Genomic DNA, 25,616 nt, shown 5'->3' with positions numbered 1-25,616 from the left:
TTCTTGATCCTTCCGTGGTTTTCAAACTGGGTAGCGGGGGCGCGGGCGGGCGCCGCGAGCCTTGGGTCGCTGCATGTTTCCGGTCCCGATTTAAGGAACCGTGCCGTAGGCGGGCATCCGTGGAAGAACGTCCGGGCTCGCGCCGTATTGCTGTTTGCTTTGGTGATAGAACGCGATGAATTCTTCGAGCGGCAGCGGCCGGGCGAAGAACCAACCCTGGCCGAAGGCGACTCCCAGTGCCGCCAGACTATCCGCCTGTTCCTTTGTCTTGACGCCTTCCGCCACGGCGACGAGGGACAGCGTCCTAGCCATGTCTATGATGTGCGGTGTGACCGAGCTCGTCGCCGTATCCCTGCCGACCGTGTCGATGAAGGTCTTGTCGATTTTCAGGGCATCGAGCGGTAGTCCCTGCAGATATTGGAGGCTCGAATAGCCCGTTCCGAAATCGTCGATCGCGACCATATGCCCGCGTGCGCGCGCCGCTGTGATCGTCTCCCGCGCGGACTCGATGTCCATCAGGCCGCGCTCGGTCATTTCCAGCCAGATTTGCTCGTTGTGTATTCCGGTATGGTCGAGCGCGTTCTCGATCACCGACAGGAATCGCCCGGTCTTGAGGTCGGACACGCTGAGATTGATGGCGATGTGCAGCCCGCGATCGGCGACGAGAAGCTTGCCGAGATCGGAGACGACTGCCTGGATCACCTGATCGGTGATGGGCAGGATAAGGCCGCTTTCCTCGGCCAGAGGAATGAAGAGATCGGGGCGGACGATCGATCCGTCCGGACGCCGCCACCGCACCAGCGCTTCCGCGCCGACGCAAATATGCGTCTTCAACGCAACGATCGGCTGGTAGTGCACGATGAACTCCCTGTTCTGTACGGCAAGCGTCAGTTCTCCGAGCGGCGACAGCCGCTTCTTCGAAAGCCAGTAGACGATGCCGACGATGAAGGCGGCGATGAAGGCGCCGACCGGCAGGAGCATCATCTGCTGGCGCCTGAGATCTTTCCGCATGCCCGTGCGCGGCGCGGTCGCAATTGCCAGCCAGCCGTCGCGGCGGGCCACGGCGAAGAGGTTGTTTTCGTCTATGCCGGTCCGGGGCGCGGCAATGATCGATTTGATCAAGGCCGGATCCGGGGCATTCAGCGCGCTGACGAGCGTACCGTTTGCGCCGACGATGGCGAGCGTTATGTCCTCGTCGAGTATCACGTCGACGAAGCGCAAGGGATCGACCAGCACGTTGTAGTTTCGGTGGTGAAGCGCCATCATCGGTTTGCCGCCGCTGACGGCGGGCTGGATCCGGATCGTTACGGCGATGCCGTCGGGCGTCACGTAATCCGCGCCGGCCTGCTCGACCGCTCCCTCCGTCACGCCCCAGGACGTGCACCTCAGAAGCCGGTTCTCGAAATAGCCCATTTCCTCCACGGCGCGGCTGTCGAAGACGGCGAGCCGCATGCGGGCGATGTGGTCGGGCGAGCAGGGCTCTACGCCGGAATCGGCGATCGTGAAGAGCACAAGCCTTGCCTCGGCGAACGACCTGTTGGCGCGTGTGATGGCTCTTTCCGCGAAAAGCTCCAGGCGATCCTGCTCGGACCTGACGGCGAGGTTCCAGGAGACATAGAGCATCGCCGCGATCGGTACGATGGCGCCGATCACGGCAAGCGCCACAGCGACGATGACGACACGTTGCCGGTTCACTTCCGCGTCCTCGATGAAGCGGGCGATTGGCGGAATCGGCGGGCGCTTTCCGCCGGACGGTTCCTGCCAGCGCAGGCTGGCGTGGATATTACCACAGGGGCCGGCGCCGTACGATCATGAGTGGAGTTGGGCGCCGGATACGTGCGGAATTTGCGGGAGGCGACCTTCAATGCACGGAGGTTCGCCCATGTCTATTCGAGCTTGGCCCTCTGGCCGGCGTTCGCCGTCAGAGGAAACGTTCGGGGATATCGTCCTTGTAGGGGAAGAGATCGAAATAGGGCCGCGCCTCGGCGAGCGTGCGCTGGAAGGACGGGCGCAAGAGCAGCCGCTCGAAATAGGCAGCGAGGTTGGGGTGGGTTGTTTCGAACGGCACGAGAATGCCGGCATAGAAGAGGGCGGGGCAGGCGGCGCAATCGGCAATCGTGAAGCTCTCCCCGGTTGCGAAAGTCCTGTCGGCCACCTGTCGTTCGGCCATGTCATAGGCGACGGCGAGGGCTGCGCGCGCATCGGCGACGCCGCGGTGGTCGCTCTCGTCGGGTGCACGCAGCCTGTCCGTGACGATCTTCTGCATCGGCACCTGGACATAGAGGTCGAAGAAGCGATCCCAGAGCCGTGCCTCGAGCGCCTGCGCTGCGTCGAGCGGAATGAGCGGCCTCCTGCCGGGATAGTACCGCTCGAGATATTCGATGATGATCGAGGTTTCGGGTACCGTTCGGTCGCGGGCCTCGTCGCGCAGCACCGGAATCTTGCCGACCGGCCAGAGTTCGAGAAAACGGGCGTTCTCCTCGGCATCCGCGAGGTCGACGAGCCGGCCTTCAAAGGGCGTGCCGGTCTCGTAAAGCGCGATCAGCACCTTGTGGCAGAAGGAGGCGAGCGGATGGAGATAGAGGGTAAGCGCCATCGGGTAATCCTTCTCTTCGGCCGGATGCCGTCGCGTCGTGACTATAAGGCGCAATCGCGGTGCGAAAAAGGGGAGCTTTGGGAAGGCGGAGAGAGTCTCCGGCGCCCAAAGACTTGGGCGCTGCTGGTTTCCTGTGACAAGCACAGGAATGAGGGAATCCTTGGCTATGTTTGAGTGAAACCAAGCCAACCGAGAAACGCTCGTCCGTTGCTGCTCGTCCTGTTGCCGACAACTCACTCGCTCACCCTGTGCTTTCCGTGAACGCGGCGACAAAGCGGTCGAGGCTTTCGCGGACGTAGTCCTGCACCGGCATGCGCGGGTGAAAACTCCACCAGAGGAGGGCGCCCTGCCACTGGGCGGCCATCATCAGGCCGATGCCGGCGGGCGCCTGTGGAGTATCGGCGAAGCGCGCATCGATCGCTTCCGACAGCACGTCGCGCCAGCGTGCGCCGCGTGCGCGGAGCGCCGGGTCGCGCAGGTCCTCGCGCAGGATCATGAGGTCGTCGGCATAGGACTCGATGCCGCCGTAATCGCCGGAAAGCCCGACGAGCAGCGCCACCGCGCCTTCAGGCGTCTTCGGGGTGTTCTCGGCAAGCGCGAGTGTCAGGCGGTCGAGCCGGTCCCAGGCTTGCAGGAGGGCGGCCTGGATGAGCCGCGCCTTGCTGTCGAAGCGCTGCACCAGCGTCGAAGCGGAAAGGCCGCAGCCGGCCGAAAGTGCGGCGAAGGTCAGTGCGTCCGGTCCGTGCTTCCGCATGATCTCGAGCGCCGCGTCGAGCACGTCTTCGTCGGACATGGTTTTGGGGCGAGGCATTTTGGACCTTTATTTATAACCGAATAAGCGTTTATATATAATGCTCACGCCGAATGCCAATGGTTTGATGGAGGAAGGGATGTCGCTCACGGGAAAAGTGGCGCTGGTCGCCGGCGGAACACGCGGTGCGGGGCGCGGAATCGCGGTTGAACTCGGGGCCGCGGGAGCGACCGTCTACGTCACCGGGCGGACGACGCGCACGGAGCAATCGGAGTACCGCCGGCCGGAAACGATCGAGGAAACGGCGGAGCAGGTCATGGCGGCGGGCGGCGTCGGCATCTCCGTCCAGGTCGACCATATGCAGCCGGAGCAGGTGAAAGCGCTTGTCGAGCGCATCCGCCAGGAGCGCGGCCGCCTCGACATTCTGGTCAACGACATCTGGGGCGGCGAGCGGCTGTTCGAGTGGAATAAGCCGGTCTGGGACCACAATCTCGAAAACGGCCTCCGGATACTCAGGCTTGCGATCGACACGCATCTCATCACCGCGCACTACGCGCTGCCGCTTCTGATCGAACGCCCGGGTGGGCTTCTCGTCGAGGTGACGGACGGCACGGCCGAATACAATGCCGAGCACTACCGGCTCTCCCCCTTCTACGATCTCGCCAAGATTTCGGCGAACCGTATGGCTTGGGCGCACGCCAAGGATCTTGCGTCCCACGGCGCCACGGCGGTTTCGCTCACGCCCGGCTGGCTGCGTTCGGAAATGATGCTGGAGGCCTTCGGCGTGACGGAGGCCAACTGGCACGACGCGGCTGAGAAGCAGCCGCACTTCGTCATATCCGAAACGCCCCACTTCATCGGCCGCGCGGTGGCAGCACTTGCCGCCGACCCGGACAAGGCCCGCTGGAACGGCAAGTCTCTCTCAAGCGGCGGCCTCGCCAAGGTCTACGGCTTCACCGATATTGACGGCTCGCGGCCGGATTGCTGGCGCTACATGGACGAGGTGATGGACCCCGGCAAACCGGCGGACGCGACCGGATATCGGTAAGGCCGACGACGTCGGATCACCCACCTTCCGCGCTCGTCTCGACCGGCGTATGATCGTGCTACTGCATGTTTCCTTAAATCGGGGCCCGATTTAAGGACAAAAACATGCAGCAATCCGAAGTGCTACAGCGACCTTTGCGCGTCTGAAAAGACGCACGGCGCTGTAGGACATGTGTTTGGCGGGAGGGCGAGCACGATGGCGGAAACGGACAAGCTGTTTGCGGGCGCGATACCCGATCTCTACGACCGCCTGCTTGTGCCGCTGATCTTCGCGGATTATGCCCGCGACCTTGCCGCGCGCGTGGCACGGCTGAAGCCCCATGACATTCTGGAGATCGCGGCCGGAACCGGTGTCGTCACCCGCGCGCTCGCGCCGCAAATGGACGCCAACGCGCGGCTCGTCGCGACCGACCTCAACCAGCCGATGCTCGACCTCGCCGCTGAAAGGCAGGGCGACGACCCGCGCATCACCTGGCGGCAGGCGGACGCGCTGGCGCTGCCGTTCCAGGCCTGGAGCTTCGACGTCGTCCTCTGCCAGTTCGGGGCGATGTTCTTCCCGGACAGGGTGCAGGCTTACCGCGAGGCTCACCGCGTGCTGAAGCCGGGCGGCTATTTCCTCGTCAATGTCTGGGACGCGATCGAGGCGAACGAATTGCCGTTGGCCGTGACGGAAGCCCTGGCCAGGCATTTTCCCGACGACCCGCCGCGCTTCCTCGCGAGAACACCGTATGGCTATGGTGACCCGGCCGCCGTCCGCGCCGACCTGGAGGCGGCCGGTTTCCGCAACATCACGCTGGAGACGCTGGAGATGAAAAGCGGCGCGCTTTCGGCGGAGGAGATCGCGACCGGCTTGTGCCAGGGGTCGCCGCTCAGAAACGAAATCGAGGCTCGCGACCCTACGGGCCTCCACGCGGCGACGCGGGCGGCAGCCGATGCTCTTCGGCAACGCTTCGGCGAGGGGGCGATCGTGGGGCGGATCAGGGCCCACGTCGTGAGCGCAAGCCGATAGAGCATTTCACCGGTCCATGGACCTAATGCGTAAATTCCAGACGGGAAACCGTTACACGCTCTACGGTCTGCAACCTTTTCAGCATAGAACAGCCGGATGGGAAAACCTGGCGAGCGGTTTCCGCCTGCATTCTGCAAAAAAAGACGGGAGGACGACGATGCGAAAGCTGCAATCGCAAGGGGTTCATCACATTACGCTGGTCGGCGCGGACCGGCAGACATCGATCGATTTCTGGGAAGGCCTGCTCGGCATGCCTTTCGTCTTCGAGCAGCCGAACCTCGACCGCGCGACGGAAAGCCATCTCTATTTCGACCCGGGCGATGGCCGGCTGATCACCGTCTTCACCGACGAGAACCGCAAGCCCGATCCGAAGCGCACGTCGACCGACATCGGCTGCGTGCATCACATCGCCTTCGCGGTCTCGCGCGCGACGTTCCAGCAGGCGGTCGAGCGCCTCGACGAGCGGGAGATCCGGCACAGCGGCGTCAAGGACCGCGGCTTCATGGACTCGATCTATTTCGAGGACCCGCTCGGGCTGTTGGTCGAGCTCGCCTCCTACCGTTTCGAGCCGCCGGCCGGCCATACCCACGCCGAGGTGCTCATGGAGGCGCACAAGGTGCGGGTGGCGCGCGGCGACTACAATATCTCCGAGGTGCATCTTGCCGACGCCATCGAGGCGCTGATCGAGCGGACGCGGCCGTCGTTGTCGGCGGACCGAACGCCGAAGAACCCCTATTGACGAGGGGGACAGGAAGCAACAGGGGCGGGCGGCTCAATCGCAGTCGATAGCGCGTCCGACAGACACGCCTCGCTGTCGTTGCGAGGCAGCATGCAGAGCGCGGCAAAAGCGTCCCATCGATGCCGAACGGTCAGCGCCGATAGAGCGACCAGTCCTTGCGTTGGCCGCCGGCCTGGCCTTCGGCGAAGAAGACGGCTTCGCCGGCCCGTTCGGCGGCGGTTTCGAGCGCCTTTTCGGCATTCGCGAACAGGCTTGCCGCCGTATCGGCATCATAGGTGGTGCTGCAACCGAAACGGGCCGTGACGGCGGGCATGCCCGGCCGCTGACCGTTGAAGGCGCGCAGACAGCTCATGCGGATATGCTCGGCAACGCGCTGGACCTCCGCCTCGCTGGTGGTCGCGAGGAGAATGCCGATCTGCGGCCGGTCGAGCCATGCGGCGAAATCGGTGGCGTGGATAGTCTGCGAGACGACGGAGCCGAGCCGCTGCAGGATCGCTTCCTTGAGCTTGATCAGCTCCTTCTTTTCGAAGGGTTCGAGCGCCAGCAGATTGCAGAGGATCAGCGACGCGCCGTCCGGATAGCGCTCACCGCCGTAAAGCTCGGCGAGCTTGCGGTTGAAGCCGCGCCGGTTGGCGAGATTGGTGGCGGCGTGCGTGAACTTCGCGCGCTCGAACCCGTCGAGATCGCCGGTGATAGCGGTCACCGCGGAGATATGGGTCGACACGCTTTCCAGCATCTCGTCGCTCTTCGAGCGCTGGATCTCGGTCGCCGCCCGGATCGCCTGCAGCTCGGACTGGATCCTCTGGGTGTCGCCCGGATCGATCGAGGAAAAATTGCCGCTCGCCTGACCGAGCATGGACGAGTAGCTCGAAAGCGAGTTCTGGCCCGATTGCAGCGACTCCTTCAAGGTCGAGAGCTCGCTGTGGATGCGGTTGGCGGATTCGTCGACGACCGATTGGCCGAAGTGGTGCGGCAGGTACATGCGCGCCAGCACGTCCAGATCCTCCTCGGTCACGTCGCGGCCGAGGCGCGCGAATTTCTCGCGCAGTTCCGGATTGTTGCCGCTGATGATTTCGCACATCAGCTCGTAATTGACCGGGGAGGCATCGATCTGCATCCGCTCGAGCGTGGCGAAGGCATTGTAATAGACGTCCCTGCGGATCTGCTGCGCAATATGTTTCGGGGAAGGGCTCACGACAGCCATGGTGCGGCACCTTTCAAAAGTAGCGTCTGACGCGGATGGGGAGGGAACGCATGAAGCGGAACCCCGGTCGGAAAAACGGCGGCAATGATTTTCTTCGACCCCGCATGATGCGGACGAAACGATGCCTGATGCATCCGATCGAACGGCCTAGAATAGCCGCAAGCGCGTTAAGGGCGGGTGAAAGGAATGGGGAGAATGTGTGCGGGTTGCGGGGATTTTGCAGGGACCCGCCCCTGAACCCCCGATGTGCCCGGCATCTCGACCCGATCGGGGTGGTCGAACTGACCGGCCGGGCGGTACGCGACTACGCCCTCCATCCTGTGCTTGTCACAGGAATCCGGCAGCGGCCAAGGGCCGCGGCGCGGGAGGCTAACCGATGGCACGAATGATCGCGGCCACGGACCGCCTACCGGACGGATGGTTGCGTTGCCAGCCGGTTGTCGACAAACCAGGAGTCAAACACGGCGCAGACGCGCCGTGGCTGGTTTCCTGTGCATTGCTGGTCGGCGCTTCCGGAGTTGCGCCTTCAGAGCGTCAGCGGGCGGGGCGGGCCACTTTCTTCGGGCCGGGCAGCAGGCCTTCGCGCTGGAGTTTCTTGCGGGCGAGCTTCCGGTAACGGCGCACGGCTTCCGCCTTTTCGCGCACGCGCTTTTCGGACGGCTTTTCGTAGGCGCTGCGCGCCTTCATTTCGCGGAAAACGCCTTCGCGCTGCATCTTCTTCTTCAAAACGCGAAGGGCTTGCTCGACGTTATTATCCCTGACGAGAACTTGCAAAGTATATCCTTCCTTTCAACGGCAAATGCCGTGTTTCTGCATTGGTTATATTCGTCTTGATTGAAGAGGGGCATCCCCTGTTCACATTCCCGGTCTCACATTGCCTGGCGGCGAACCGCATGGTGAAAACGATGGCCGCAGGCGATTGGTTCAGGCGAAGGCTTCACTTCTGCGGCTTCACTTGGCTGCCTTGGTGCTCAACGGCTTCAGCCAGGGCCGGCCGCTGACCATCGCCGCCGCGTCGTCCGGCCGGGCCGGCAAGTCCGTTTCGGTGGCATCGATATCGCCTTCGAAGATGCGCCGGTCGAAGTTCTCGGCGCCGAAACGAACGCGATACTGCGGCTCTCCGTATTCGGCCGCCGGCAGGACCCCGACGATGCAGCACTTTCTGTCGGCGCTCGCCGTCCGGGTGAGGTCGGCCCTCAGAACCACCGTGTCGCCAATGCTGTACCTGTTCCGGCTCATCGCCATCTCCTTTGTCGGAAACTTCCGGCGTCGGGAGTTTCCGGAGGCAAAACAAAAAGGCCGGGCGTTACCCCGACCTCTTCCCTGTCATTCGCGCGCGCCACTGCCAGTACATCCGTGGTCAGCGGCGGCGAATGACAAATTACGCAGAGCGCAGGTTGTCCGCCGAGCTCTTGCCGGACTTGTTGTCGCGCACGATGTCGTAGGTGACCTTCTGGCCTTCCACGAGCGAGCGCATTCCTGCGCGTTCGACGGCGGAGGCATGCACGAACACATCGGTCTGGCCGTCGTCGGGCTGGATGAAACCGAAGCCCTTGGTGCTGTTGAACCACTTTACAGTGCCTGAATTCATAACGATTTCCTTTCAATCGCGAGAGTTTCCGGACAAATATTTCATCCGGCTTGATCGATATTTGAGAGGAAATCTGACAAGCGCATCGGCGCTTCGGCAAAGGTCACAAGCAATGTTCGATTGCGCTATATATAGACGCTATTGCCGGATATGCAATGGACGGACGGAATTTAATCGGAAAGGCGGGTTTTCGGGACGGGGAAATACGATCGAGTCCGATTGGCACCCGAGATAATATTTCGGAGGACCATCGACACGCTGGCCGAGCTGTGTAGGCAGCGGTTTGGGAGTGGGGTGCGGACGAGCTAGCCGGACCGCCTGAGCACGTCGAGGAGCCAGACGAGACCGGTGTCCATCAGCGCCGCCTTCGGCACCACCGCCTGGACGCTGGGGCTGCCGAGGCCCAGCGTCAGCCTTGTGGTGTCGACGGCGAAGCGCTCCGCATGCATTGCGACGAAGCGCTTCGGCAGGAAGCAGATCAACTGTGTCTTGCTGACGAGATCAAGCGCCAGCAGGAAATTTGGCACGGCCAAGGCTACGCGGCGAGAAAGGCCGCGGCTTTCGAGCAGCTCGTCGACAAGGCCCCGGAGGTCGCCTCTGGGGGCGACAAGCAGATGCTGCATGCGGCAATAGTTCTCGAGCGTCGGGTTTTTGAGGAAGGGATGGCCGCTCCGCGCCGCGACCACGAACTCTTCCTCGTAAAGCGGTTGCGCGGCGAAGCGGGCCGGCAGCTCGTAAAAAGGGGCGATCGCCACATCGATCAGCCGCCCATCGAGATCGGAAAGCGCCGTCTCCATTTGCATGTGACGCACGACGAGATCGATGCCCGGCGCGTTGCGGGCGATCTCGTCGAGCAGCGGCGGCAGGAAAACCGAGAAGCCGTCGGCCGTGCCGATCGTGAAGCGGCGACTGGCGCGCGCGGGATCGAAGGGCTCGGCCGTGGAGATGACGCTTCTCACCCGCGCGAGAATATCGGCTATCGGCGTCGCCAGTTCCTTGGCGCGATCGGTCGGCACCACGCCCTTCGGCGTCTTCAGGAAGAGCGGATCATTGAGCAGCCGCCGCAAGCGGCCGAGACCGTGGCTGACGGCGGAGGCGGAGAGGTTCAGCCTTTCGGCGGCGCGGCCGACATTCCCCTCGTCAAGCACTGTTTCGAAGAGCACCAGCAGGTTGAGGTCGGCGCGCGACAGGTCTATTTCATTCAGCATAATGCTGAAATCATATCACTTCATTCAGTATCCATAAAGTCGTAGGTCTTCGGGCGAGGCCCGTGCGGTCTCCAACCAACTGGAGGGCAAAATGAGCGACTTCATCGGGTATATCGAAACCCTGGCGCTGCGCAGCTTGCAGCCAGCGGAGGGGCAGGGCCGGCCACCGGCGCGTGTCGATCCGGCCGTCAACGCGCGGCTGCGCGAGGCGCTTGTCGGGGAGGATAGGGCGGCGGCGGTCATCAACTTCTGGCGCGACGCGGGGCCGACACGCTGGTTTGCCAAGGAGCCGGAGTTCGATCGCGCCTTTCGCGAGCGCTTCCTCGCGAGCCACGAGGCGGCGGCCCGCGGTGAATTCTTGAATTGGACGGTTTCGCCGGAGAAGACGCTGGCGCTCCTTCTTCTCCTCGATCAATTCCCCCGCAACGCCTTTCGCGGCACGCCGCGCATGTATGAGACCGACACGCTGGCGCTCGGCATAGCACGCGCCGCCGTGGACGCGGGTTACGATCTCAAGGGACCGGCCGACCTGCAGCTCTTCTTCTATCTTCCGTTCGGCCATTCGGAAGAGATTGCCGACCAGGAGCGCTCCGTCGAACTGGCCCGCCGTCTTGGGGAGCCGAGTCTTTCCCACGCCATAGGCCACCGCGATATCGTCCGCCGCTTCGGCCGCTTCCCGCACCGGAACGGGATTCTCGGGCGGACGATGACGGAAGAGGAGCAGCGGTTTCTCGACGCGGGTGGGTTTGCGGGGTGAGAGCGGGGCGACGAGCGGATCCATCCTGCATGGTTCCTTAAGTCGTCGCCGATCTAAGGATAAAAACATGCAGCAATTCAAAGTGCTACAGCGTCCTTTGCGTGTCTGATAAGACGCGCCGCACTATAGTATAGGCGAATCTCCTCCGACGACGTGAGCTTCGATGTCGTTGTTTCAACTCAGCGAGCTAACGCATCTGAGGCAAGAAAAGCCTCGGGTTACCCCAACTCCTTCCTGTCATTCGCTTGGCGCCGCTGCCTGTCCATCCGCAGTCAGCGGCGGCGTGTACTCCGCCCGATCAACTCCCGGTAATGCGGAAAGATGTGATCCGCGGTGAGGGGGGCGAGCGCCACGCCGGCAGCATCAAAGGGCGACACCCATTTCACTTCCTCGATTTCGGCCGCGGGGTGGAAGTGAGCCTGCTCGGTCCTGACGAGGAAAACATCCGCATGGACGCGGTGCCCCGGTTCATTGGATGCTTCGGCGCTGAACTCACCCAGGACCTCGAAGGACGCAGGCTCGACGTCAAGGTCGATCTCTTCCTTGAGCTCCCGCGCCAAGGCCCCATCCGGCGTTTCACCGGGACCGATCTTCCCGCCCGGCTGCATGAAGGCTCTCGCCCCGCGCTTGCGCACGAGGAGAGTTTGCCCGTCGGGGCGGAGCAAGAGGGCGGCGGCGATGCGGATTGTGGTCAATTTCTCACCAATAGTCAGCGACGGCGGAGCTGAATCGCGGATGGCGTCTAGGATTAAACGCAAGCGAGGCCAACTGCGCATAGGGCAATTGGCGGGGCACTCGATGGATGACGCCGTAAGGCTGGTCCCTAGCGGACTAAGATGGTGGCTACGGAGGGAGCGCCCACCATCGCTTAAAAGCCTTAGAAACCGGGCTTTCAAGGATGGCTAGGGGGACACAATGTCCTCCTTTTGCGTCCGTTACATCGCACAGGTCTTCAGTTCGTGCAATGCTACGAATAACCCGTATAGTCGCTGTTCATTCGCCGCGTTACCTGAATGATGGTTGTTCGGGTCTACCAATTGATCGCCTGCTTCATCATGCTCTGAAGCCCTAAATTTCTAAGTTTAAGTGCGATGGTAGACGACTGATCGATTGCACCTTTTCGATGCAGGGCGTCGTTGTAGACCACTCCGAGCAGAAGGCATGCTTCTGGGACTGGGATACCTATGGACTCGACATACTCCAGCTTGGTTGCAGTACCATTACACCCGGTCAGAAACTTTAGCCGCTCTGGCTCGGTCTGGATTTTAGAGTAAGCACATTGCTCGATCTGTACACGAACGTACGCACATACTGCGAACGGATCGTAGCTCCCCCCACCCGCGACGCACTTGTCCCACTCCTCCCTTAGAAACTCGTAGAAGCTATGACTTTTACCATGCTTCTTCGGTAGTCCGTATGTGGCGTTGAATATCTCTGAGATGTCGTGGTCGTCCGGATGGTAATGAAGGAAGTGTCGCGATAAATCTTCCGCCCAATTTGGGTCTTCGCGGTGTGTAATCACCTTCCGCATCGTTTCACTGATTTTCTGCGACGTGTCTCCAAGATAGACGGTCTGCTGACGCTTTAATGCGTAGCCTTTGAAGTAAAGCGGATCTAGATGCGTTAGGAGGCAAATGTATATCTGCCTGCCGTCCTGACGGTACGTATCTATCAATTTGCTCAGGAAGTATTGTGCGACGACTATATTTGCATCATCGAGATAGTCAAAGACTTCATCGATCAAAAGAATGCACGGTTTCGTGCTTGTCATCTCTCGCGTCCGCAACAAATTACAGCCAAAGTACAGCAGATCACGCTGCCCGTTTGAGAGTGAGGATGCTTCTGGGAAGATAACAAGGACGCGACCTTTTGTTTCCTTTATTTCGGCGGCTACCCAAGCTCCGTTGATGTCTCCAATGAAATCTTTCAATGACTGCAAGCGTCGAGAATAAACGGCGTATTGCAACCATTTTTTCAAGTTAGACCGATCGGATATGTTTAGGTCCATCAGCATGTAACATATGATGGCGCTGTCGAGCCATGTGTTGCCGTGGCCGTACTTCATCACCACGTCAAAGACGGTCTTTAGATGCGGAACTTCGTCAATCTTTTGAGCGAAGTCGGCTTCAATCGTGTCGCTTATCGACGCCTTCGTTCCGCTCAGACCCTTTGCCGCTTCGACAATCTCATCAAGCAAATCAGATGATTTTTTCTGCTTGAGCTTGTCGATGCAGGCGATCACGCTGAGCAATTCGCTTCTGAGGTATTCGTCATCGCATCGGGTAGCTAAGTTTGGGACGAGTTTGGAATTAGCGCCGAAGCATTGCTTATACTTGTTTATGTCAAAATTAATCTTTTCTTTGGCGAAAATGGGACCGAGATCAAGTGCAGGAATCTCTAGGTATGGTTTGGCAACGGTAAACCCATTTATTTTTGGCAACTTTGCCTTGGGTTCAATGTTTGATTTTATTACATGAATATCGAAAATTTCTGATATTTTATTCGAGCCTGAATTTGCTCCCAACGTATTGCCGTCATACTCAATTGATAGTTTTGAGGCTGCCGTATCTTTTTTCTTGTGTTTATCTTTTTCGTCGACGTTTAGCCTTGCTGCCTCTAGCGCAATTGAATGCTGTAGATATGCTGCTTTTCCCAAATCCGTTCGGCGCAACAAGAATGTTGGTGCAGTTGGGACGAAGATTGACTGTCAAGCTCACCTTTTCGAAACCACGAATATTATCGATGTCAATTTTCGAAATCGTCATGCCTCACCCTACGAATCGCCAGCATTACCGTGATGGTTCAAATGTAGGGTGAGTATTCATTATTGCGCAAGCGACACGTGTGCTCGTTACATCGATGGTAGACGCGGACGCACAAAATCTCGATGCAGATGTGGAGATACATCCGCTGCACGTTTCAAAATGTAGGTGATTGATGCAGCTGGAGATTCTCGGTAGCGTGGTTGGAGATTGGCGACACGACAGAGGGGACATAAGACCGGAATTGGGGGGGCTTGTCCGCATGGGTATACTTTGCGAACACTCGAAGGCATGAAAGACTGCGTGTCCAAGTCTCAGATTTCCTCTTCGGTTGGGCAATTCTGCGGACACGACCCCAGCGTGAATTCTCACGAGTTGCAAAGGGAAGCTCACTCTCGATTTATCGGTAGGTCCGCTTCTGGCGCGAAGCTGTCTCACGTTCTGGTTCCCCTGTCACACCCCTGTAAAACACCGCCTCTATCCCTCGGCGCCATCTTTCACCCACCGAGGGCAATCCCATGAAAACGCTTCTCTCCGCCGTTGCCGCCGCGCTCGTCGCCGGCCTCATGTCCACCGCGGCTTATGCCGAAAGCCTGGTGCTTTATACCAGCCAGCCGAACGAGGATGCGCAGGCGACGGTGGATGCGTTCAAGGCGGCTAACCCCGGCGTCGAGGTCGAGTGGGTGCGCGAGGGGACGACGAAGATCATGGCCAAGCTGATGGCCGAGATCGAGGCGGGCAATCCGGTGGCGGACGTGCTTTTGATCGCCGACACGGTGACGATGCAGCGGCTGAAGGAGGGCGGGCATCTGCTGCCTTACAAGTCGCCCGAGGCGGCGGGTTATGATGCCGCGCTCTACGATGCGGACGGCGCCTATTACTCGACCAAGATGATCACCACCGGCATCGTCTACAACACATCTGCCGCGATGAAGCCGGAAGGCTGGCAGGATCTCGCCAAGCCCGAGGCCAAGGGCCTCGTCACCATGCCGAGCCCGCTTACTTCAGGTGCTGCGCTGATCCATGCCGAGACCCTCGCCGCCATTCCCGGCCTCGGCTGGGATTATTACAAGGCGCTTGCCGAAAACGGCGCGACGGCCGCCGGCGGCAACGGCGGCGTCTTGAAGGCGGTTGCGACGGGCGAGAAGGCCTATGGCATGCTCGTCGATTTCATGGCGATCCGCGAGAAAGCCAAGGGCGCGCCGGTGGAATTCGTCTTCCCGGCCGAGGGCGTTTCCGCCGTCACCGAGCCGGTCGGCATTTTGAAGACCGCGAAGAACGTCAACGCCGCGAAGAAATTCGTCGACTTCCTGATCTCCGAGGAAGGGCAGAAGGTCGCGGTGAAGATGGGCTATATCCCGGCCCGCAACGGCGTGGCGCTGCCGGAAGGCTATCCGGCCCGCGAGACGATCAAGGTGCTGCCGGTCGATGCCGGCGCGGCGGTCAAGAATTCGAAAGCGGACCTCAAGACCTTCTCCGGCATTTTCGGGACGAACTGATCCTCTCATGACGCGAGCGGACGAGATCGCCCGCAGTCGGCGCGCGAGCGCTCCGGTGGAATCCGACGCGGAAGGCGGCTCCGGCTTCAAGTTGCTGGAGCCGCCTCGACGTCTTCTGTCGAGGGCGTGGCGCTCGGGCCCATTGCGGTTTCTCTTCGGTGGCGGGGAGGCGGCGGAAAGCCGGCCTCCCCAAACGGCTCCCGTAAAACTACCCGGCGAACTGACGCGCGCGTTACGCGGCGTCGAGCTGCCGGCGATGCCTCACCTTACTGAAGGTGATTCCCTCAAGGTGAGGTCGCCGGGCGGCGGCCGGGGAGGGCGCTGGCTCGCCTTCCGCTGGCGCAAGCGGCGGGTGTCGTCCGGCGGCGAGCCGGCCTGGCTGCTGCCCTTCGTGCTCGGCGCCGTGCTCCTGCTTTCCGTGCTGCCGCTCGCGCGCCTTGCCGGGGCAGGCTTGAGCGGGCTTGTCGAAGGGCAGGCGGCACGGCTGATCTTCGAGCCGGCGACCTTCGCGGCGCTTCGCAACACGCTCATCACCGCCACCGGCGGCATGGTCGTCTCGCTCCTCCTCGGTTCGCTCTTCGCCTTCGCGGTGGCGCTCACCGATATCAGGCGCAAGCTGATCTTGAGCTTCGCCTTCATGCTGCCGATGATGATCCCGCCGCAGGTGACGGCGCTTGCCTGGGTGGAGATGTCCGGGCCGGCGAGCCCGTTGCTCAAGACGCTCGGGCTGGCGCCGCCGCTCGGGAGCCCGCAGCCGCTCTATTCGCTTTCCGGCATCGCTCTTCTTTTGGGCGTGCAGCATGCGCCGCTCGTCTTCCTGGCGCTCAAAGCCGGGCTTGCGGCAAGCCCGCGCGAGGGCATCGAGGCGGCGCGGCTTGCGGGCGCCGGGCCGTTCCGCGTCTTCCGCGATATCGTGCTGCCGTTGGCTACTCCGGGGCTGATTGCCGGCGGGGCGATCGCCTTCGTCTCCGGCATCGGCAATTTCGGCATTCCGGCGATCCTCGGCATTCCCGCGGGTATCGAGACGCTGCCGACCCTGATCTTCAGCCGGTTCGCAAGCTTCGGCGCCGGCACTTTCGGCGAGATCGCGCTGATCTCGACGCTGATCGCGGCGATTTCCGCCGCCGGACTCATCGTGCAGCAGCGCGCGCTCCAAGGCCGCGACTATCGCCTGATCGGCCATTCCGGCGCGCGCGCCGCCTTCGCGCTCGGGCGCTGGCGCATCGCCCTCGAAGCGCTGCTATGGGCCGTGCTGGCGCTGGTGCTGGTCGCGCCCCTCCTGGCGCTCGTCGCAAGCTCGCTGGTGCCGGCCTATGGCGTGCCGCTCAATCTCGAGACCGTGTCGCTCAGCGCCTATGGCGAAATCCTCTTCCGCCAGTCGATCACGCTGACGGCGCTCAAGAATTCGGCCTTCCTCGCCTCGGCAGCAGCACTTGGGCTGCTCGTCGTCACTGTGCCGGGCGCCTATCTGCTGACGCGGCGGAAGGGCGCGCTCGCCAATCTCATCGCCATCCTGATCGAGGTTCCCTATGCGCTACCCGGCATCGTGCTCGCCGTCGCCTTCATCCTCACCTTCGCCGCACCGCTGCCGGTCGTCGGCGTCTCGCTCTACGGCACGATCTGGATCATCCTCGCCGCCTATTTCTCCTCCTTCCTCGCGGTCAGCCTGAAGCCTGTCATGAGCGCCTTTCTCCAGATGGATCCCTCGCTCGAGGAGGCGGCAAGGCTTGCCGGCGCGGGCTTCTTCCGCCGCATGCGCGATGTGCTGCTGCCGCTGATTGCGCCCGCGGCGGGGGCTTCCGTCATCCTCGTCTTCCTGATCGCGGCGAACGAGCTCACCGTCTCGGCGCTGCTCTGGTCGGCGGGTACGCAGACCCTCGGCGTCGCGATCTTCAATCTCGACGACAGCGGCTCGTCCGATCTCGCCTCGGCGCTCTCGGTGCTCGTCGTGCTCTTAGTGATGGCGCTGATGGCCGCGCTTGAATTTTTCGCAAAGTACCTGCCGGAGGGCGTGCTGCCGTGGCGCAACTGATCCTCAATCATCTCACCAAGGATTTCGGCGCCAAGTCCTTCGGGAATAGCAGGCCGGCGGTCGCCGACGTTTCCCTCGCGCTGCGCAAGCAGGCCTTCCTCGCGCTCCTCGGCCCTTCCGGCTGCGGCAAGACGACGGTGCTCAGGATGATTGCCGGTTTCGAGCAGCCGAGCGACGGCTCGATCTTCTACGGCGAGCGGCGGCTTTCGGATGCCGAGCGCGCGCTGCCGCCGGAAAAGCGCAACATGGCGATGGTGTTCCAGTCCTATGCGCTCTGGCCGCATATGACGGTGGCGGAGAACGTCGGCTATCCCTTGAAGGTGAGGGGGATCTCGGGTGCTGCCTGGCAGAAGCTCGTGGGCGAAGCGCTGTCGCTGGTCAAGCTCACCGAGCTTGCCGAGCGGCGGCCGGCCGCACTTTCCGGCGGCCAGCGCCAGCGGGTGGCGCTCGCCCGCTGCCTCGTCACCCAGCCGGACGTGGTGCTGCTCGACGAGCCGCTCGCCAATCTCGACCAGCATCTGAGAAAGTCGATGGAGGAGACTTTCCGCGCCTTCCACGAGCGTTCCGGCGCCACCATGGTCTATGTCACCCACGATCAGGCCGAGGCGATGGCGCTTGCGACCGATGTCGCAGTGATGTCGGAAGGTCGGCTCCTGCAGGTGGCGCCGCCGGCGGAGATCTATGCAAGGCCGGAGGGCCGCGTGGTCGGCGGGCTGATCGGCCGCGGCAGCATTTTGCGGCTGCCGCTGGCGGAGAGCGGCGAAAGGCAACTCGGCTGGCCGGTGCTGCGGGAGGCGCTGGGGTCGCGCGATGCAAATGCTGCGACCGGCGGGCTGATTGCCGACGTGTCCCTTGCCGATGTTCTCGTGCGGCCGGAACACGTCCACCGCGGCACCGACGGAATTCTGATGCGTGTCATGTGCTGCGTCTTCGAAGGCGAGCGTTTCGCCCTCGACCTTGCGCTTGGCGATGACCAGCGCCTGAAGGCGTTCAGCAGCGTGGCGATCGCGGAAGGGCAGGCGGTGCCGTTCGTGGTCGCGAGTGGCTGGCGGCTGTGAGGGTGGCGGTGGCGGCGTGCCACACATACACACTCGACGGTGGTCGCGGTCCGCTGACCAGCGGCTAACCACGCGCACCTCATTCCTGTGCACGTCACAGGAATCCAGCGCGCCCAAGTCCTTGGGCGCGGAAGACTCCGTAGGGCCGGCAGTCGAGCGTTTTGGCCCGTACGCGGTGGGTTGGCCGGTGTTTCCTACGCCGCGTCGCACATGCTGAAAGCGGGTCATTCACGGCGCGGACGCGCCGTGGCTGGACTCCTGTGACAAGCACAGGAGTGAGGGAGGTTTGGGAAGGCGCCGGCCTGCATCGCCGGCGCTTTCGCATGCGCAGCTGTTCTGTTTTGTAAAACCAGATACAAACTAAAACCGGTTGTCTTTTGCAATCAATGTTGCCATAATGCCCATCATGATCGACCAAACAAGGGAGGTAACAATGAAGCTCTACCAGGGCATAGGACCGAATTCCTACCGCGTGCGCATCTTCATGGCGGAGAAGGGCATCACGCTGCCGATGGCGGACATCGATTTCTTCAAGGGCGAGCACAAGTCGCCGGAATTCCTGAAACTCAATTCGCTCGGCCAGATACCGGTGCTGGAACTCGACGACGGAACGATCATCACCGAAAGCGTCGCAATCTGCCGCTACCTCGAGGAGACGCATCCCGAGCCGCCGCTGTTCGGGACCGACGCCGTCAGCCGCGCCAAGGTCGAGATGTGGAACCGGCGGGCGGAACTGGTGATCTTCGCCACGATCGGCAATGTCGCGCTCCACACCGAAGAATTCTTCAAGGATCGCCTCACGCAGTTTCCGGCCTTTGCGGAGACCGAGCGGCAGGCGGTGCCGAAGAAATGGGCGTGGCTCGACCGCGAGCTTGCCGACGGCCGGCCGTTCCTTGCCGGCGACAGTTTCTCGATCGCCGATATCACCGCCGGCGTCTGCGGCTGGCTGGGCGAAGCCTTCGGCATGGAGATCCCGGCGTCGCTCACAAACGTGCAGCGCTGGAACGAGCGGGTCAGGAGCCGCCCGAGCTGGAACGCGTGAGCGCCGGAACGAAACGGCATTCGAAACTTTGAAACGGAGCAATTCCGACGGAAAACGGTTACATACTTTCCTGGAATTGCTCTGGCTCGCAGGTCGGCTCCACGCGCCTGTCGGTCCCTTGCGGCGGGAGTTCGCCGCTCCGGCGCCGAACATTCCCTGAACAAAAGCGGCGTCCGCCCATGCCCGGGAACCAGCGTCGGGCTCGCACGTTCGGTTTGTCCGGGAGATCAACGGCGACGGCCGGGAACATGCGCGCCAGGAACATGCGCGTTTGACGGCCGGGAAGAGAGGCGGCGAGCAAATGTATGTCATGGCCCTTGCGACAGATTATGATGGCACCCTGGCTGAGGACGGTGTCGTCAGGCCGGAAACCCTCGAGGCCCTGAAAAAACTGAGGGCGACCGGCCGCAAGCTCCTCCTCGTCACCGGCCGCGAGCTGCCGGACCTCAAGCGCGTCTTCCCCCATACGGACCTCTTCGACAGGGTCGTCGTCGAGAACGGCGCCTTGCTCTATTCGCCCGATACCGAAGAGGAGCGGCCGCTTGCGCCCGCGCCGCCGCCGGAATTCGTCGCGCGCCTGCGGCAGAAAGGTGTCGAGGAAATATCTGTCGGGCGGTCCATCGTCGCCACCTGGGAGCCCCATCAGGTCACGGCTCTCGAGGCGATCAACGAACTCGGCCTCGAACTCGAGATCATTTTCAACAAGGGCGCGGTGATGGTGCTTCCGAGCGGCGTCAACAAGGCGACCGGTCTGAAATCGGCGCTCGAGGAGATGCAGCTTTCCTTCCTGAACGTCGTGGCGGTCGGCGATGCGGAGAACGATCACGCGCTCCTGAGAACCTGCGGCTGCGGTGCTGCGGTCACGAATGCCCTGCCTGCGCTCAAGGAAACGGCCGATCTCGTCCTTGAAGGCGCGCGGGGCGCCGGTGTGGAGGAGTTGATCGGGCAGATCATCGAGCTCGATTATGCGCTCTGCGCCAATGCGCGTCACCAGGTGCCGATCGGCGAGGACGACGACGGGACGGTCGAAATCGGGCCGCCCGATGTCCTGCTGATCGCCGGAAGCTCCGGCATCGGCAAGTCGACGCTGGCAACGGCTCTTTCGGAGCGCATGCGGGAGCGGAATTGCCAGTTCTGCGTTTTCGATCCTGAGGGCGACTACGAGGGTCTCGAGGGCGCCGTGACCTTGGGCAGCAGTTCGGCGACACCAACCGACAGCGAGGTGCTGGAGCTCCTCGCCAACCCGGAGGACAACGTCGTGGTCAATGCGCTCGGCTTCGAAGTGGAGGAACGGCCGGCGTTCTTCGCCGAACTCATGCCGGGTCTTTCGGCGCTTCGGGCCAAAACCGGCAGGCCGCACTGGCTGATCATCGACGAGGCCCATCACCTCATGCCGGCGTCACGCGACAGTGCCTCGCTTGCGCTTTCGGACGACCGCTCGGGCATGATCATGATCACCGTCCATCCGGATGCCGTTTCTCCCGACGCGCTTGCGGCAGTCACCGCCGTTGCAGCGCTCGGCCCCAAGGCGCGCGAGGTGATCGAGGCTCTTTGCACGACCGTCGGCGAAGCGCCGCCGGACGGCCTCGACGAGCCGCAGGAGGAGGACGAGGTTCTTTTCTGGCAACGCTCGACCGACGCGCCCGTGCGCCGCATCCGGGTCGAGAAACCGAGGCAGACCCGCAAGCGCCACACGCGGAAATATGCCGAAGGCCATATGGACGAGCAGACAAGCTTCTATTTCCGCGGGCCGAAGAACGAAATGAACCTGCGCGCCCACAATCTGATGATGTTCCTGCAGATTGCCGAAGGAATCGACGACAAGACCTGGGAGCATCATCTGCGTGCCGGCGACTATTCGAAATGGTTCGAGGAGCGCATCGGCGATCCGGATCTGGCAGCGGAAGCCGCCGGCATCGAAGAGGACCGCGCGCTCTCGCCCGCCGAGAGCCGCGACAGGATCGCCGAGGCCGTACGCCGTCGCTACACCGCGCCCGCATTGGGGTAGAACTGATCTCGGCCCATGGGCGACGTTTTTGGCGTGCAAATCCCCACGTCACCACGAACGCCAAGCGCTGGAACGAGCGGGTCAGGAGCTGTCCGAGCTGGAATGCGTGAGTGATTTCATGCGTGGCGGCAGGCACGTGGTTGAAGCATTCGCAAGATGTTAATTCAGCGCAAGTACAACTCCGCAACGACCGAGGCTGAGACTGTGCTGATGATAACAAGAATGCCCGATTTTCGACGTGACGTGCTCGCAGCGGCCCTGCTGTCCGGCGTTCTTTACGGTACACCTGTCCCGGCCCAGGAACTTCAGAAGTTGAGTGGCATAGCTATGCTCACCGGCACCTGCGAACGTCTTGTGATGGGTGGTGACAACTTGTCGGGTCTTTGCGGCGGCAAAGTCGTCCAGTCGATCTATAGCACCGGCCGGACCGGATTTACCGTCGTGATGGGCGAAAAAGGGGCGGTGACTTTCAGCGGGATCGAGGGCGCGAAGCCGGACGCCGATACCCAATTGCAGAGCTTGGATGGGATTATTCTGAATCTCGGGATAGAGGGAACACCGCCAAGCTCTCAGGCCGTTACGGGCAGTTGCACCTATGGCAATCCGTTTAAAGGGCCGGCGACGATCAGTTGTCAGGGCGTCGACGCGAACAAGGAGGAATACCTCCTGCAGTTCACGTCAGATGGGGCCCCTCCGATCATGAGATATTTCGATCAGGAATAGCTACTGCAATTCAAAAAGCTACAGCGTCCTTTGCGCGTCTGATGAGACGCGCGGCGCTGTAGTAAGCGGTTGAAACGAGAGGCTTTACCGCTTCGACTTCGGCTTCTGCTTCGTTCCTGCACTCTTGCCGTCAGAGCTTTTGGAGCGCTCGTCGAACCGTTCGGCGCCTTTGCGGAGATCGGACCCTTTCTGCGCTTCCACCTTCTGCTCTTCTTCCGCGGTGCTCTTGTGCAAGCCGCGAGCGGATCGTTTGCCCTTTTCGGTAGGGGCCTGATCGACACCCATTGCAGCTACTCCTCCACTGACTATGTGCCATCCGAACGTACGGGGAATGTGCTTGTTCCCTTTGCTGGGGCCATGCTTCCGCGCTTTGACAAGCCGCACTGCGGTTCGCCTGCCCATCCACGTAGCTGTGGACTTGCCTCGTTTTTGCCGTTCTTGCCTTCTCCGTGGCCTTTTTGAGTTCCTAAAATGACTGACTGATTCGCGCCCGCACCGCTTTCGTCGCAGTTTCCGGGGACGGACAAGCCTTTCAACCGCGGAACTGCCCAAGGAGAACAGCCATGACAGAGTACAAGAAGCCGATCATCACGGAGATGCGTCCGAAAATCACTGTCATCGGTGTCGGCGGCGGTGGCGGCAACGCCATCAACAACATGATCGCGGAAGAGCTGCAGGGCGTCGATTTCATCGCCGCCAACACCGACGCGCAGGCGCTTTCGATGTCGAAGGCGGAGCGGCGCATCCAGCTCGGCGCGGCCGTGACCGAAGGCCTCGGCGCCGGCTCGCTGCCCGATATCGGCAATGCCGCGGCCCAGGAATCGATCGACGAGATCATGGATCATTTGGGCGGCACGCATATGTGCTTCGTCACCGCCGGCATGGGCGGCGGCACAGGCACGGGGGCGGCGCCGGTCATCGCGGAGGCAGCACGCCGCGCCGGCATCCTGACGGTTGCGGTGGTCACGAAGCCTTTCAGCTTCGAGGGCAAGCGGCGGATGCAGACGGCGGAGCAGGGCATCGAGCGGCTGCGCGAGAGCGCCGACACCGTCATCGTCATCCCCAACCAGAACCTCTTCCGCATCGCCGACGCCAAAACCACCTTCGCCGATGCCTTCATGATCGCGGACCGGGTGCTCTATTCGGGGGTCAGCTGCATCACCGACCTGATCGTCAAGGAAGGCCTGATGAATCTCGACTTCGCCGATGTGAAGACGGTGATGAAGGGCATGGGCCGGGCGATGATGGGAACGGGCGAGGCGACCGGAGACAACCGCGCGATGATGGCGGCCGAAGCGGCGATCGCCAACCCGCTGCTCGACGAAGTCTCGATGCGCGGCGCCAAGGGCGTGCTGGTCTCGATCTCCGGCGGCATGGACATGACGCTGTTCGAGGTCGACGAGGCGGCCACCCGCATCCGCGAGGAGGTCTATGACGAGGCCGACATCGTCGTCGGCGCGATCTTCGACCGCACGCTCGACGGCACCTTCCGCGTGTCGGTGGTGGCAACGGGCCTCGACAGCCCGCGCATGGCCGGCGACATGCAGGGCCAACCGGAGATGGCCAACGGCCAGCCGGCACAGATGCCATCGCGCACGCTGCAATAGGTCTGCGAAATCAGGCAATCCCCGGCGGAAAGCCGTCGCACGCTATCCGTGGAATTGATTAGGCGGGGGGAGCCGGAGAAGCAGGGGGTGCGAGGCGAGCCTTCTCGTCCCGCAGCTTCTCCGGCGCTGCCTATCCCGGCAAGCCGGCGCGCTCGAGGTCGGTGGCGAAGCGGTCGATGAAGTGTTCCGGCATGGCCGGGATGCCGCCGAAATAGAATTCGGCTCGTGCTTTTTCGATCGTCATCTCCGGCCGGAACTTGAGAAGCTCGGTGAGCGCCGCAGGCGCCGCCTCGGCGTTGCCTTGGGCGCCGACGACTGCCGTCAGCACCATTGCCGGCCAGAAGGTGGTGTTTTCCTGCCTGAGCGATGCGCGGGCGGCGGCTTCGGCTTGCGTGAGCCGGCCCGACTGGTAATGCGCGATCGCCAGCATGTTGTGAAACGTCCACAGATGCGGATCGCGCGGGCTCAGCCGGAACGCCTCGTTGATTTCGGCGATGCCCTCCTCCGGGCATTCGACGTAGCAGAGCGCCTGGCCGAGGGCGAAATGGCCCTGGGCAAAGCTCGCGTCGAGCTCGAGCGCATTGCGCAGGTGGGTGATGCCGCGTTCCGGCTGGCCGCGCAGAGCCAGCGCTCGGCCGAGGGCGACATGGGCGGCGGGCTCGCGGCTGTCGAGGGCGATCGCGCGTTCCGCGAGCCGGATGGCGTCGGCGATCCGCGCGCCGCGCTCGTCCATCGCGCCATACCAGCCGAGCTGGATGTGCACATAGGCGAGGCGCGCATAGGCCTGCGCGAATGTCGGGTCGACGCTCACCGCGCGTTCGAAGAGGTCCTTGGCGATCTTCAGGTCGTCGAGATTGAACTTGTAGAGGTGCCAGAGACCTTTGAGATAGATGTCCCAGGCATCCATGTCGGCGGCGGTCTGCCCGCGAAGGGCAGCAAATTCGATGATGCCGAGTTCGGGCTGGACCGTGCCGGTGATCTGGCCGGCGATCTCGTCCTGAAGCACGAACAGGTCGTCCAGCGTCCGGTCGTAGCGTTCCGCCCAGAGAAGTGTGGCACTGTCTGCGCGCAGAAGCTGGGCGGTGATGCGGATGCGGTTGCCTGAGCGCCGGATGCTGCCTTCGATCACGTATTTCACGCCGAGCTCCTCGGCGGCCTTCCTGATGTCCACGGGCTTGCCCTTGTAGGCGAAGGAGGAATTGCGGGCGACGACGTGCAGCCACCGGCAGCGCGCAAGCGTGTGAATGAGCTCTTCGGTGAAGCCGTCGGCAAAATGCTCCTGTTCGTCGACGCTGGACATGTTGATGAACGGGAGCACCGCGATCGACGGCCGCTTGCGATCGGGGAGAGTGCGGGCGGCGTGAGCGGATGGGGGCTGGTCGCACCGGTCGTCTTCACCGAACCGAGGCGCCGCCGCGGTGCTGCCGGGCGCCTCGTCCGGCATCCAGCGCCAGACGCGAACGGGGTGGCGAATGTCGGGGAGCGTGCGGCGGCCGAGGTCGGTCAAAGTAAAATCGAGCTTCGCCCCGATATGGTCGTGGACCTGTTGCGAGATGCAGATGCCGCCGGGCGGGGCGATCTCCTGGAGCCGCGCGGCGACGATGACGCCATCGCCGTGGATGCCGTCGTCTTCTACGATGACGTCGCCTAGGTGGATGCCGATCCGCAGGTGCATGTGGCGGTCGGAATCTGCGGTTTGATTGCGTCCGAGCATTGCCTGCTGAATCTCGAGCGCCGAGGTGACCGCCCCGAAGACGCTCGGAAATTCGGCGAGCAGACCGTCGCCGATCTGCCGGACGACTCGCCCGCCATGTCCGGCGATCGCCGGGAGAATGACCTCCGTCTGGTGAGCCTTCAGCGCCGCGAAGGTGCCGGCCTCGTCAAGCCGCATCATCCGGCTATAGCCGGAAAAATCCGCATCCAGGATTGCTGCCAGCCGTCGCTTCATGCGCCCCGTCTCCTGCAGCGCCGTCGCGTATTTCA

The 25,616-nt window shown here is 62.5% G+C and carries 24 protein-coding genes; 11 read left to right on the top strand and 13 right to left on the bottom strand.

The features are described from left to right. Window positions 1–90 precede the first annotated feature (90 nt). From QN224_RS25185 to QN224_RS25175, 3 genes are all read right to left on the bottom strand, one after another. On the bottom strand, window positions 91–1,695 hold the full coding sequence (locus QN224_RS25185; RefSeq protein WP_283978846.1) for an EAL domain-containing protein: 1,605 nt from the start codon (window positions 1,693–1,695) through the stop codon (window positions 91–93). A gap of 226 nt (window positions 1,696–1,921) precedes the next feature. Next, window positions 1,922–2,596, bottom strand: coding sequence for a glutathione S-transferase family protein (locus QN224_RS25180; protein ID WP_283978845.1), 675 nt, complete (start codon window positions 2,594–2,596; stop codon window positions 1,922–1,924). A gap of 241 nt (window positions 2,597–2,837) precedes the next feature. Continuing rightward, window positions 2,838–3,407, bottom strand: coding sequence for a TetR/AcrR family transcriptional regulator (locus QN224_RS25175; RefSeq protein ID WP_283978844.1), 570 nt, complete (start codon window positions 3,405–3,407; stop codon window positions 2,838–2,840). A 79-nt stretch (window positions 3,408–3,486) separates the two neighbouring features. Here QN224_RS25175 and QN224_RS25170 point away from each other — a divergent pair, with 79 nt between their 5' ends. The 3 genes from QN224_RS25170 to QN224_RS25160 all read left to right on the top strand — a co-directional run bounded on the left by QN224_RS25170 (window position 3,487) and on the right by QN224_RS25160 (window position 6,142). Next, window positions 3,487–4,395 (top strand): SDR family oxidoreductase, encoded by a 909-nt coding sequence (locus QN224_RS25170; RefSeq protein WP_283978843.1) that lies wholly within the window; start codon window positions 3,487–3,489, stop codon window positions 4,393–4,395. 195 nt (window positions 4,396–4,590) lie between these two features. Then, window positions 4,591–5,403: a methyltransferase domain-containing protein gene (locus QN224_RS25165; protein ID WP_283978842.1), complete on the top strand. Its 813-nt coding sequence runs from the start codon at window positions 4,591–4,593 to the stop codon at window positions 5,401–5,403. A gap of 157 nt (window positions 5,404–5,560) precedes the next feature. After that, complete coding sequence (locus QN224_RS25160; protein WP_283978841.1) at window positions 5,561–6,142, top strand: VOC family protein; 582 nt, start codon at window positions 5,561–5,563, stop codon at window positions 6,140–6,142. Between the two features lie 130 nt (window positions 6,143–6,272). Here the strand turns inward: QN224_RS25160 and QN224_RS25155 are convergent, their stop codons facing one another. The 5 genes from QN224_RS25155 to QN224_RS25135 form a co-directional block, all read right to left on the bottom strand. Then, complete coding sequence (locus tag QN224_RS25155; protein ID WP_283978840.1) at window positions 6,273–7,346, bottom strand: diguanylate cyclase; 1,074 nt, start codon at window positions 7,344–7,346, stop codon at window positions 6,273–6,275. A 534-nt stretch (window positions 7,347–7,880) separates the two neighbouring features. After that, complete coding sequence (gene rpsU / locus QN224_RS25150) at window positions 7,881–8,120, bottom strand: 30S ribosomal protein S21 (RefSeq protein WP_173509953.1); 240 nt, start codon at window positions 8,118–8,120, stop codon at window positions 7,881–7,883. Between the two features lie 177 nt (window positions 8,121–8,297). Further along, complete coding sequence (locus QN224_RS25145; RefSeq protein WP_173509954.1) at window positions 8,298–8,585, bottom strand: cold-shock protein; 288 nt, start codon at window positions 8,583–8,585, stop codon at window positions 8,298–8,300. 142 nt (window positions 8,586–8,727) lie between these two features. Continuing rightward, on the bottom strand, window positions 8,728–8,937 hold the full coding sequence (locus QN224_RS25140) for a cold-shock protein (protein ID WP_173509955.1): 210 nt from the start codon (window positions 8,935–8,937) through the stop codon (window positions 8,728–8,730). A 305-nt stretch (window positions 8,938–9,242) separates the two neighbouring features. Further along, the gene (locus QN224_RS25135; RefSeq protein WP_283978839.1) at window positions 9,243–10,145 is read right to left on the bottom strand and encodes a LysR family transcriptional regulator; all 903 of its coding nucleotides are present in this window, start codon (window positions 10,143–10,145) and stop codon (window positions 9,243–9,245) included. A 91-nt stretch (window positions 10,146–10,236) separates the two neighbouring features. On the opposite strand from QN224_RS25135, the gene QN224_RS25130 reads away from it, so the two are divergent. Beyond that, the gene (locus QN224_RS25130) at window positions 10,237–10,902 is read left to right on the top strand and encodes a DUF924 family protein (RefSeq protein WP_283978838.1); all 666 of its coding nucleotides are present in this window, start codon (window positions 10,237–10,239) and stop codon (window positions 10,900–10,902) included. A 272-nt stretch (window positions 10,903–11,174) separates the two neighbouring features. Here QN224_RS25130 and QN224_RS25125 read toward each other — a convergent pair whose 3' ends face one another. From QN224_RS25125 to QN224_RS34090, 3 genes are all read right to left on the bottom strand, one after another. Next, window positions 11,175–11,597 (bottom strand): NUDIX domain-containing protein, encoded by a 423-nt coding sequence (locus QN224_RS25125; RefSeq protein ID WP_283978837.1) that lies wholly within the window; start codon window positions 11,595–11,597, stop codon window positions 11,175–11,177. A gap of 335 nt (window positions 11,598–11,932) precedes the next feature. Then, a complete protein-coding gene (locus tag QN224_RS25120; RefSeq protein WP_283978836.1) occupies window positions 11,933–13,558 on the bottom strand; it encodes a hypothetical protein in 1,626 nt (541 codons plus the stop codon). Beyond that, window positions 13,485–13,667, bottom strand: a complete 183-nt coding sequence (locus QN224_RS34090) for an AAA family ATPase (protein WP_369292613.1) — start codon at window positions 13,665–13,667, stop codon at window positions 13,485–13,487. The genes QN224_RS25120 and QN224_RS34090 overlap by 74 nt, the downstream gene beginning before the upstream one ends. Window positions 13,668–14,182: 515 nt before the next feature. Between QN224_RS34090 and QN224_RS25115 the strand changes: the two genes are divergently transcribed. The 6 genes from QN224_RS25115 (at window position 14,183) to QN224_RS25090 (ending at window position 22,026) form a co-directional block, all read left to right on the top strand. Continuing rightward, a complete protein-coding gene (locus QN224_RS25115) occupies window positions 14,183–15,163 on the top strand; it encodes an ABC transporter substrate-binding protein (protein WP_283978835.1) in 981 nt (326 codons plus the stop codon). A gap of 7 nt (window positions 15,164–15,170) precedes the next feature. Beyond that, the gene (locus tag QN224_RS25110; protein ID WP_283978834.1) at window positions 15,171–17,195 is read left to right on the top strand and encodes an iron ABC transporter permease; all 2,025 of its coding nucleotides are present in this window, start codon (window positions 15,171–15,173) and stop codon (window positions 17,193–17,195) included. Then, window positions 17,183–18,253, top strand: coding sequence for an ABC transporter ATP-binding protein (locus QN224_RS25105; RefSeq protein ID WP_283978833.1), 1,071 nt, complete (start codon window positions 17,183–17,185; stop codon window positions 18,251–18,253). Before QN224_RS25110 ends, QN224_RS25105 begins: the two co-directional genes overlap by 13 nt. A 433-nt stretch (window positions 18,254–18,686) precedes the next feature. Then, on the top strand, window positions 18,687–19,295 hold the full coding sequence (locus tag QN224_RS25100) for a glutathione S-transferase family protein (protein ID WP_283978832.1): 609 nt from the start codon (window positions 18,687–18,689) through the stop codon (window positions 19,293–19,295). A 301-nt stretch (window positions 19,296–19,596) separates the two neighbouring features. After that, on the top strand, window positions 19,597–21,303 hold the full coding sequence (locus QN224_RS25095; protein WP_283978831.1) for an HAD-IIB family hydrolase: 1,707 nt from the start codon (window positions 19,597–19,599) through the stop codon (window positions 21,301–21,303). 222 nt (window positions 21,304–21,525) lie between these two features. After that, on the top strand, window positions 21,526–22,026 hold the full coding sequence (locus QN224_RS25090) for a hypothetical protein (RefSeq protein ID WP_283978830.1): 501 nt from the start codon (window positions 21,526–21,528) through the stop codon (window positions 22,024–22,026). A gap of 84 nt (window positions 22,027–22,110) precedes the next feature. Here QN224_RS25090 and QN224_RS25085 read toward each other — a convergent pair whose 3' ends face one another. Continuing rightward, window positions 22,111–22,311, bottom strand: coding sequence for a hypothetical protein (locus QN224_RS25085; protein ID WP_283978829.1), 201 nt, complete (start codon window positions 22,309–22,311; stop codon window positions 22,111–22,113). 278 nt (window positions 22,312–22,589) lie between these two features. On the opposite strand from QN224_RS25085, the gene ftsZ reads away from it, so the two are divergent. Further along, a complete protein-coding gene (gene ftsZ, locus QN224_RS25080; protein ID WP_173509967.1) occupies window positions 22,590–23,633 on the top strand; it encodes a cell division protein FtsZ in 1,044 nt (347 codons plus the stop codon). A gap of 130 nt (window positions 23,634–23,763) precedes the next feature. Here the strand turns inward: ftsZ and QN224_RS25075 are convergent, their stop codons facing one another. Then, entirely contained in the window at window positions 23,764–25,581 is a 1,818-nt protein-coding gene (locus QN224_RS25075) for an adenylate/guanylate cyclase domain-containing protein (protein WP_283978828.1), read from the bottom strand. Window positions 25,582–25,616 lie beyond the last annotated feature (35 nt).

The sequence above is a fragment of the Sinorhizobium sp. 7-81 genome (genome assembly GCF_030124405.1).
GTDB lineage: Bacteria > Pseudomonadota > Alphaproteobacteria > Rhizobiales > Rhizobiaceae > Sinorhizobium > Sinorhizobium psoraleae.
This window is presented reverse-complemented; position numbering and strand designations above follow the sequence as displayed.

What these genes read in the sequence shown, in the direction of transcription:
- QN224_RS34090 (WP_369292613.1), bottom strand. Translation starts at nt 13,667, where the DNA reads ATGACGATTTCGAAAATTGACATCGATAATATTCGTGGTTTCGAAAAG.
- QN224_RS25165 (WP_283978842.1), top strand. Translation starts at nt 4,591, where the DNA reads ATGGCGGAAACGGACAAGCTGTTTGCGGGCGCGATACCCGATCTCTAC.
- QN224_RS25145 (WP_173509954.1), bottom strand. Translation starts at nt 8,585, where the DNA reads ATGAGCCGGAACAGGTACAGCATTGGCGACACGGTGGTTCTGAGGGCC.
- QN224_RS25085 (WP_283978829.1), bottom strand. Translation starts at nt 22,311, where the DNA reads ATGGGTGTCGATCAGGCCCCTACCGAAAAGGGCAAACGATCCGCTCGC.
- QN224_RS25170 (WP_283978843.1), top strand. Translation starts at nt 3,487, where the DNA reads ATGTCGCTCACGGGAAAAGTGGCGCTGGTCGCCGGCGGAACACGCGGT.
- QN224_RS25175 (WP_283978844.1), bottom strand. Translation starts at nt 3,407, where the DNA reads ATGCCTCGCCCCAAAACCATGTCCGACGAAGACGTGCTCGACGCGGCG.
- QN224_RS25180 (WP_283978845.1), bottom strand. Translation starts at nt 2,596, where the DNA reads ATGGCGCTTACCCTCTATCTCCATCCGCTCGCCTCCTTCTGCCACAAG.
- QN224_RS25140 (WP_173509955.1), bottom strand. Translation starts at nt 8,937, where the DNA reads ATGAATTCAGGCACTGTAAAGTGGTTCAACAGCACCAAGGGCTTCGGT.
- QN224_RS25115 (WP_283978835.1), top strand. Translation starts at nt 14,183, where the DNA reads ATGAAAACGCTTCTCTCCGCCGTTGCCGCCGCGCTCGTCGCCGGCCTC.
- QN224_RS25100 (WP_283978832.1), top strand. Translation starts at nt 18,687, where the DNA reads ATGAAGCTCTACCAGGGCATAGGACCGAATTCCTACCGCGTGCGCATC.
- QN224_RS25135 (WP_283978839.1), bottom strand. Translation starts at nt 10,145, where the DNA reads ATGCTGAATGAAATAGACCTGTCGCGCGCCGACCTCAACCTGCTGGTG.
- QN224_RS25090 (WP_283978830.1), top strand. Translation starts at nt 21,526, where the DNA reads ATGCCCGATTTTCGACGTGACGTGCTCGCAGCGGCCCTGCTGTCCGGC.
- QN224_RS25130 (WP_283978838.1), top strand. Translation starts at nt 10,237, where the DNA reads ATGAGCGACTTCATCGGGTATATCGAAACCCTGGCGCTGCGCAGCTTG.
- QN224_RS25110 (WP_283978834.1), top strand. Translation starts at nt 15,171, where the DNA reads ATGACGCGAGCGGACGAGATCGCCCGCAGTCGGCGCGCGAGCGCTCCG.
- QN224_RS25075 (WP_283978828.1), bottom strand. Translation starts at nt 25,581, where the DNA reads ATGAAGCGACGGCTGGCAGCAATCCTGGATGCGGATTTTTCCGGCTAT.
- QN224_RS25155 (WP_283978840.1), bottom strand. Translation starts at nt 7,346, where the DNA reads ATGGCTGTCGTGAGCCCTTCCCCGAAACATATTGCGCAGCAGATCCGC.
- QN224_RS25095 (WP_283978831.1), top strand. Translation starts at nt 19,597, where the DNA reads ATGTATGTCATGGCCCTTGCGACAGATTATGATGGCACCCTGGCTGAG.
- QN224_RS25160 (WP_283978841.1), top strand. Translation starts at nt 5,561, where the DNA reads ATGCGAAAGCTGCAATCGCAAGGGGTTCATCACATTACGCTGGTCGGC.
- ftsZ (WP_173509967.1), top strand. Translation starts at nt 22,590, where the DNA reads ATGACAGAGTACAAGAAGCCGATCATCACGGAGATGCGTCCGAAAATC.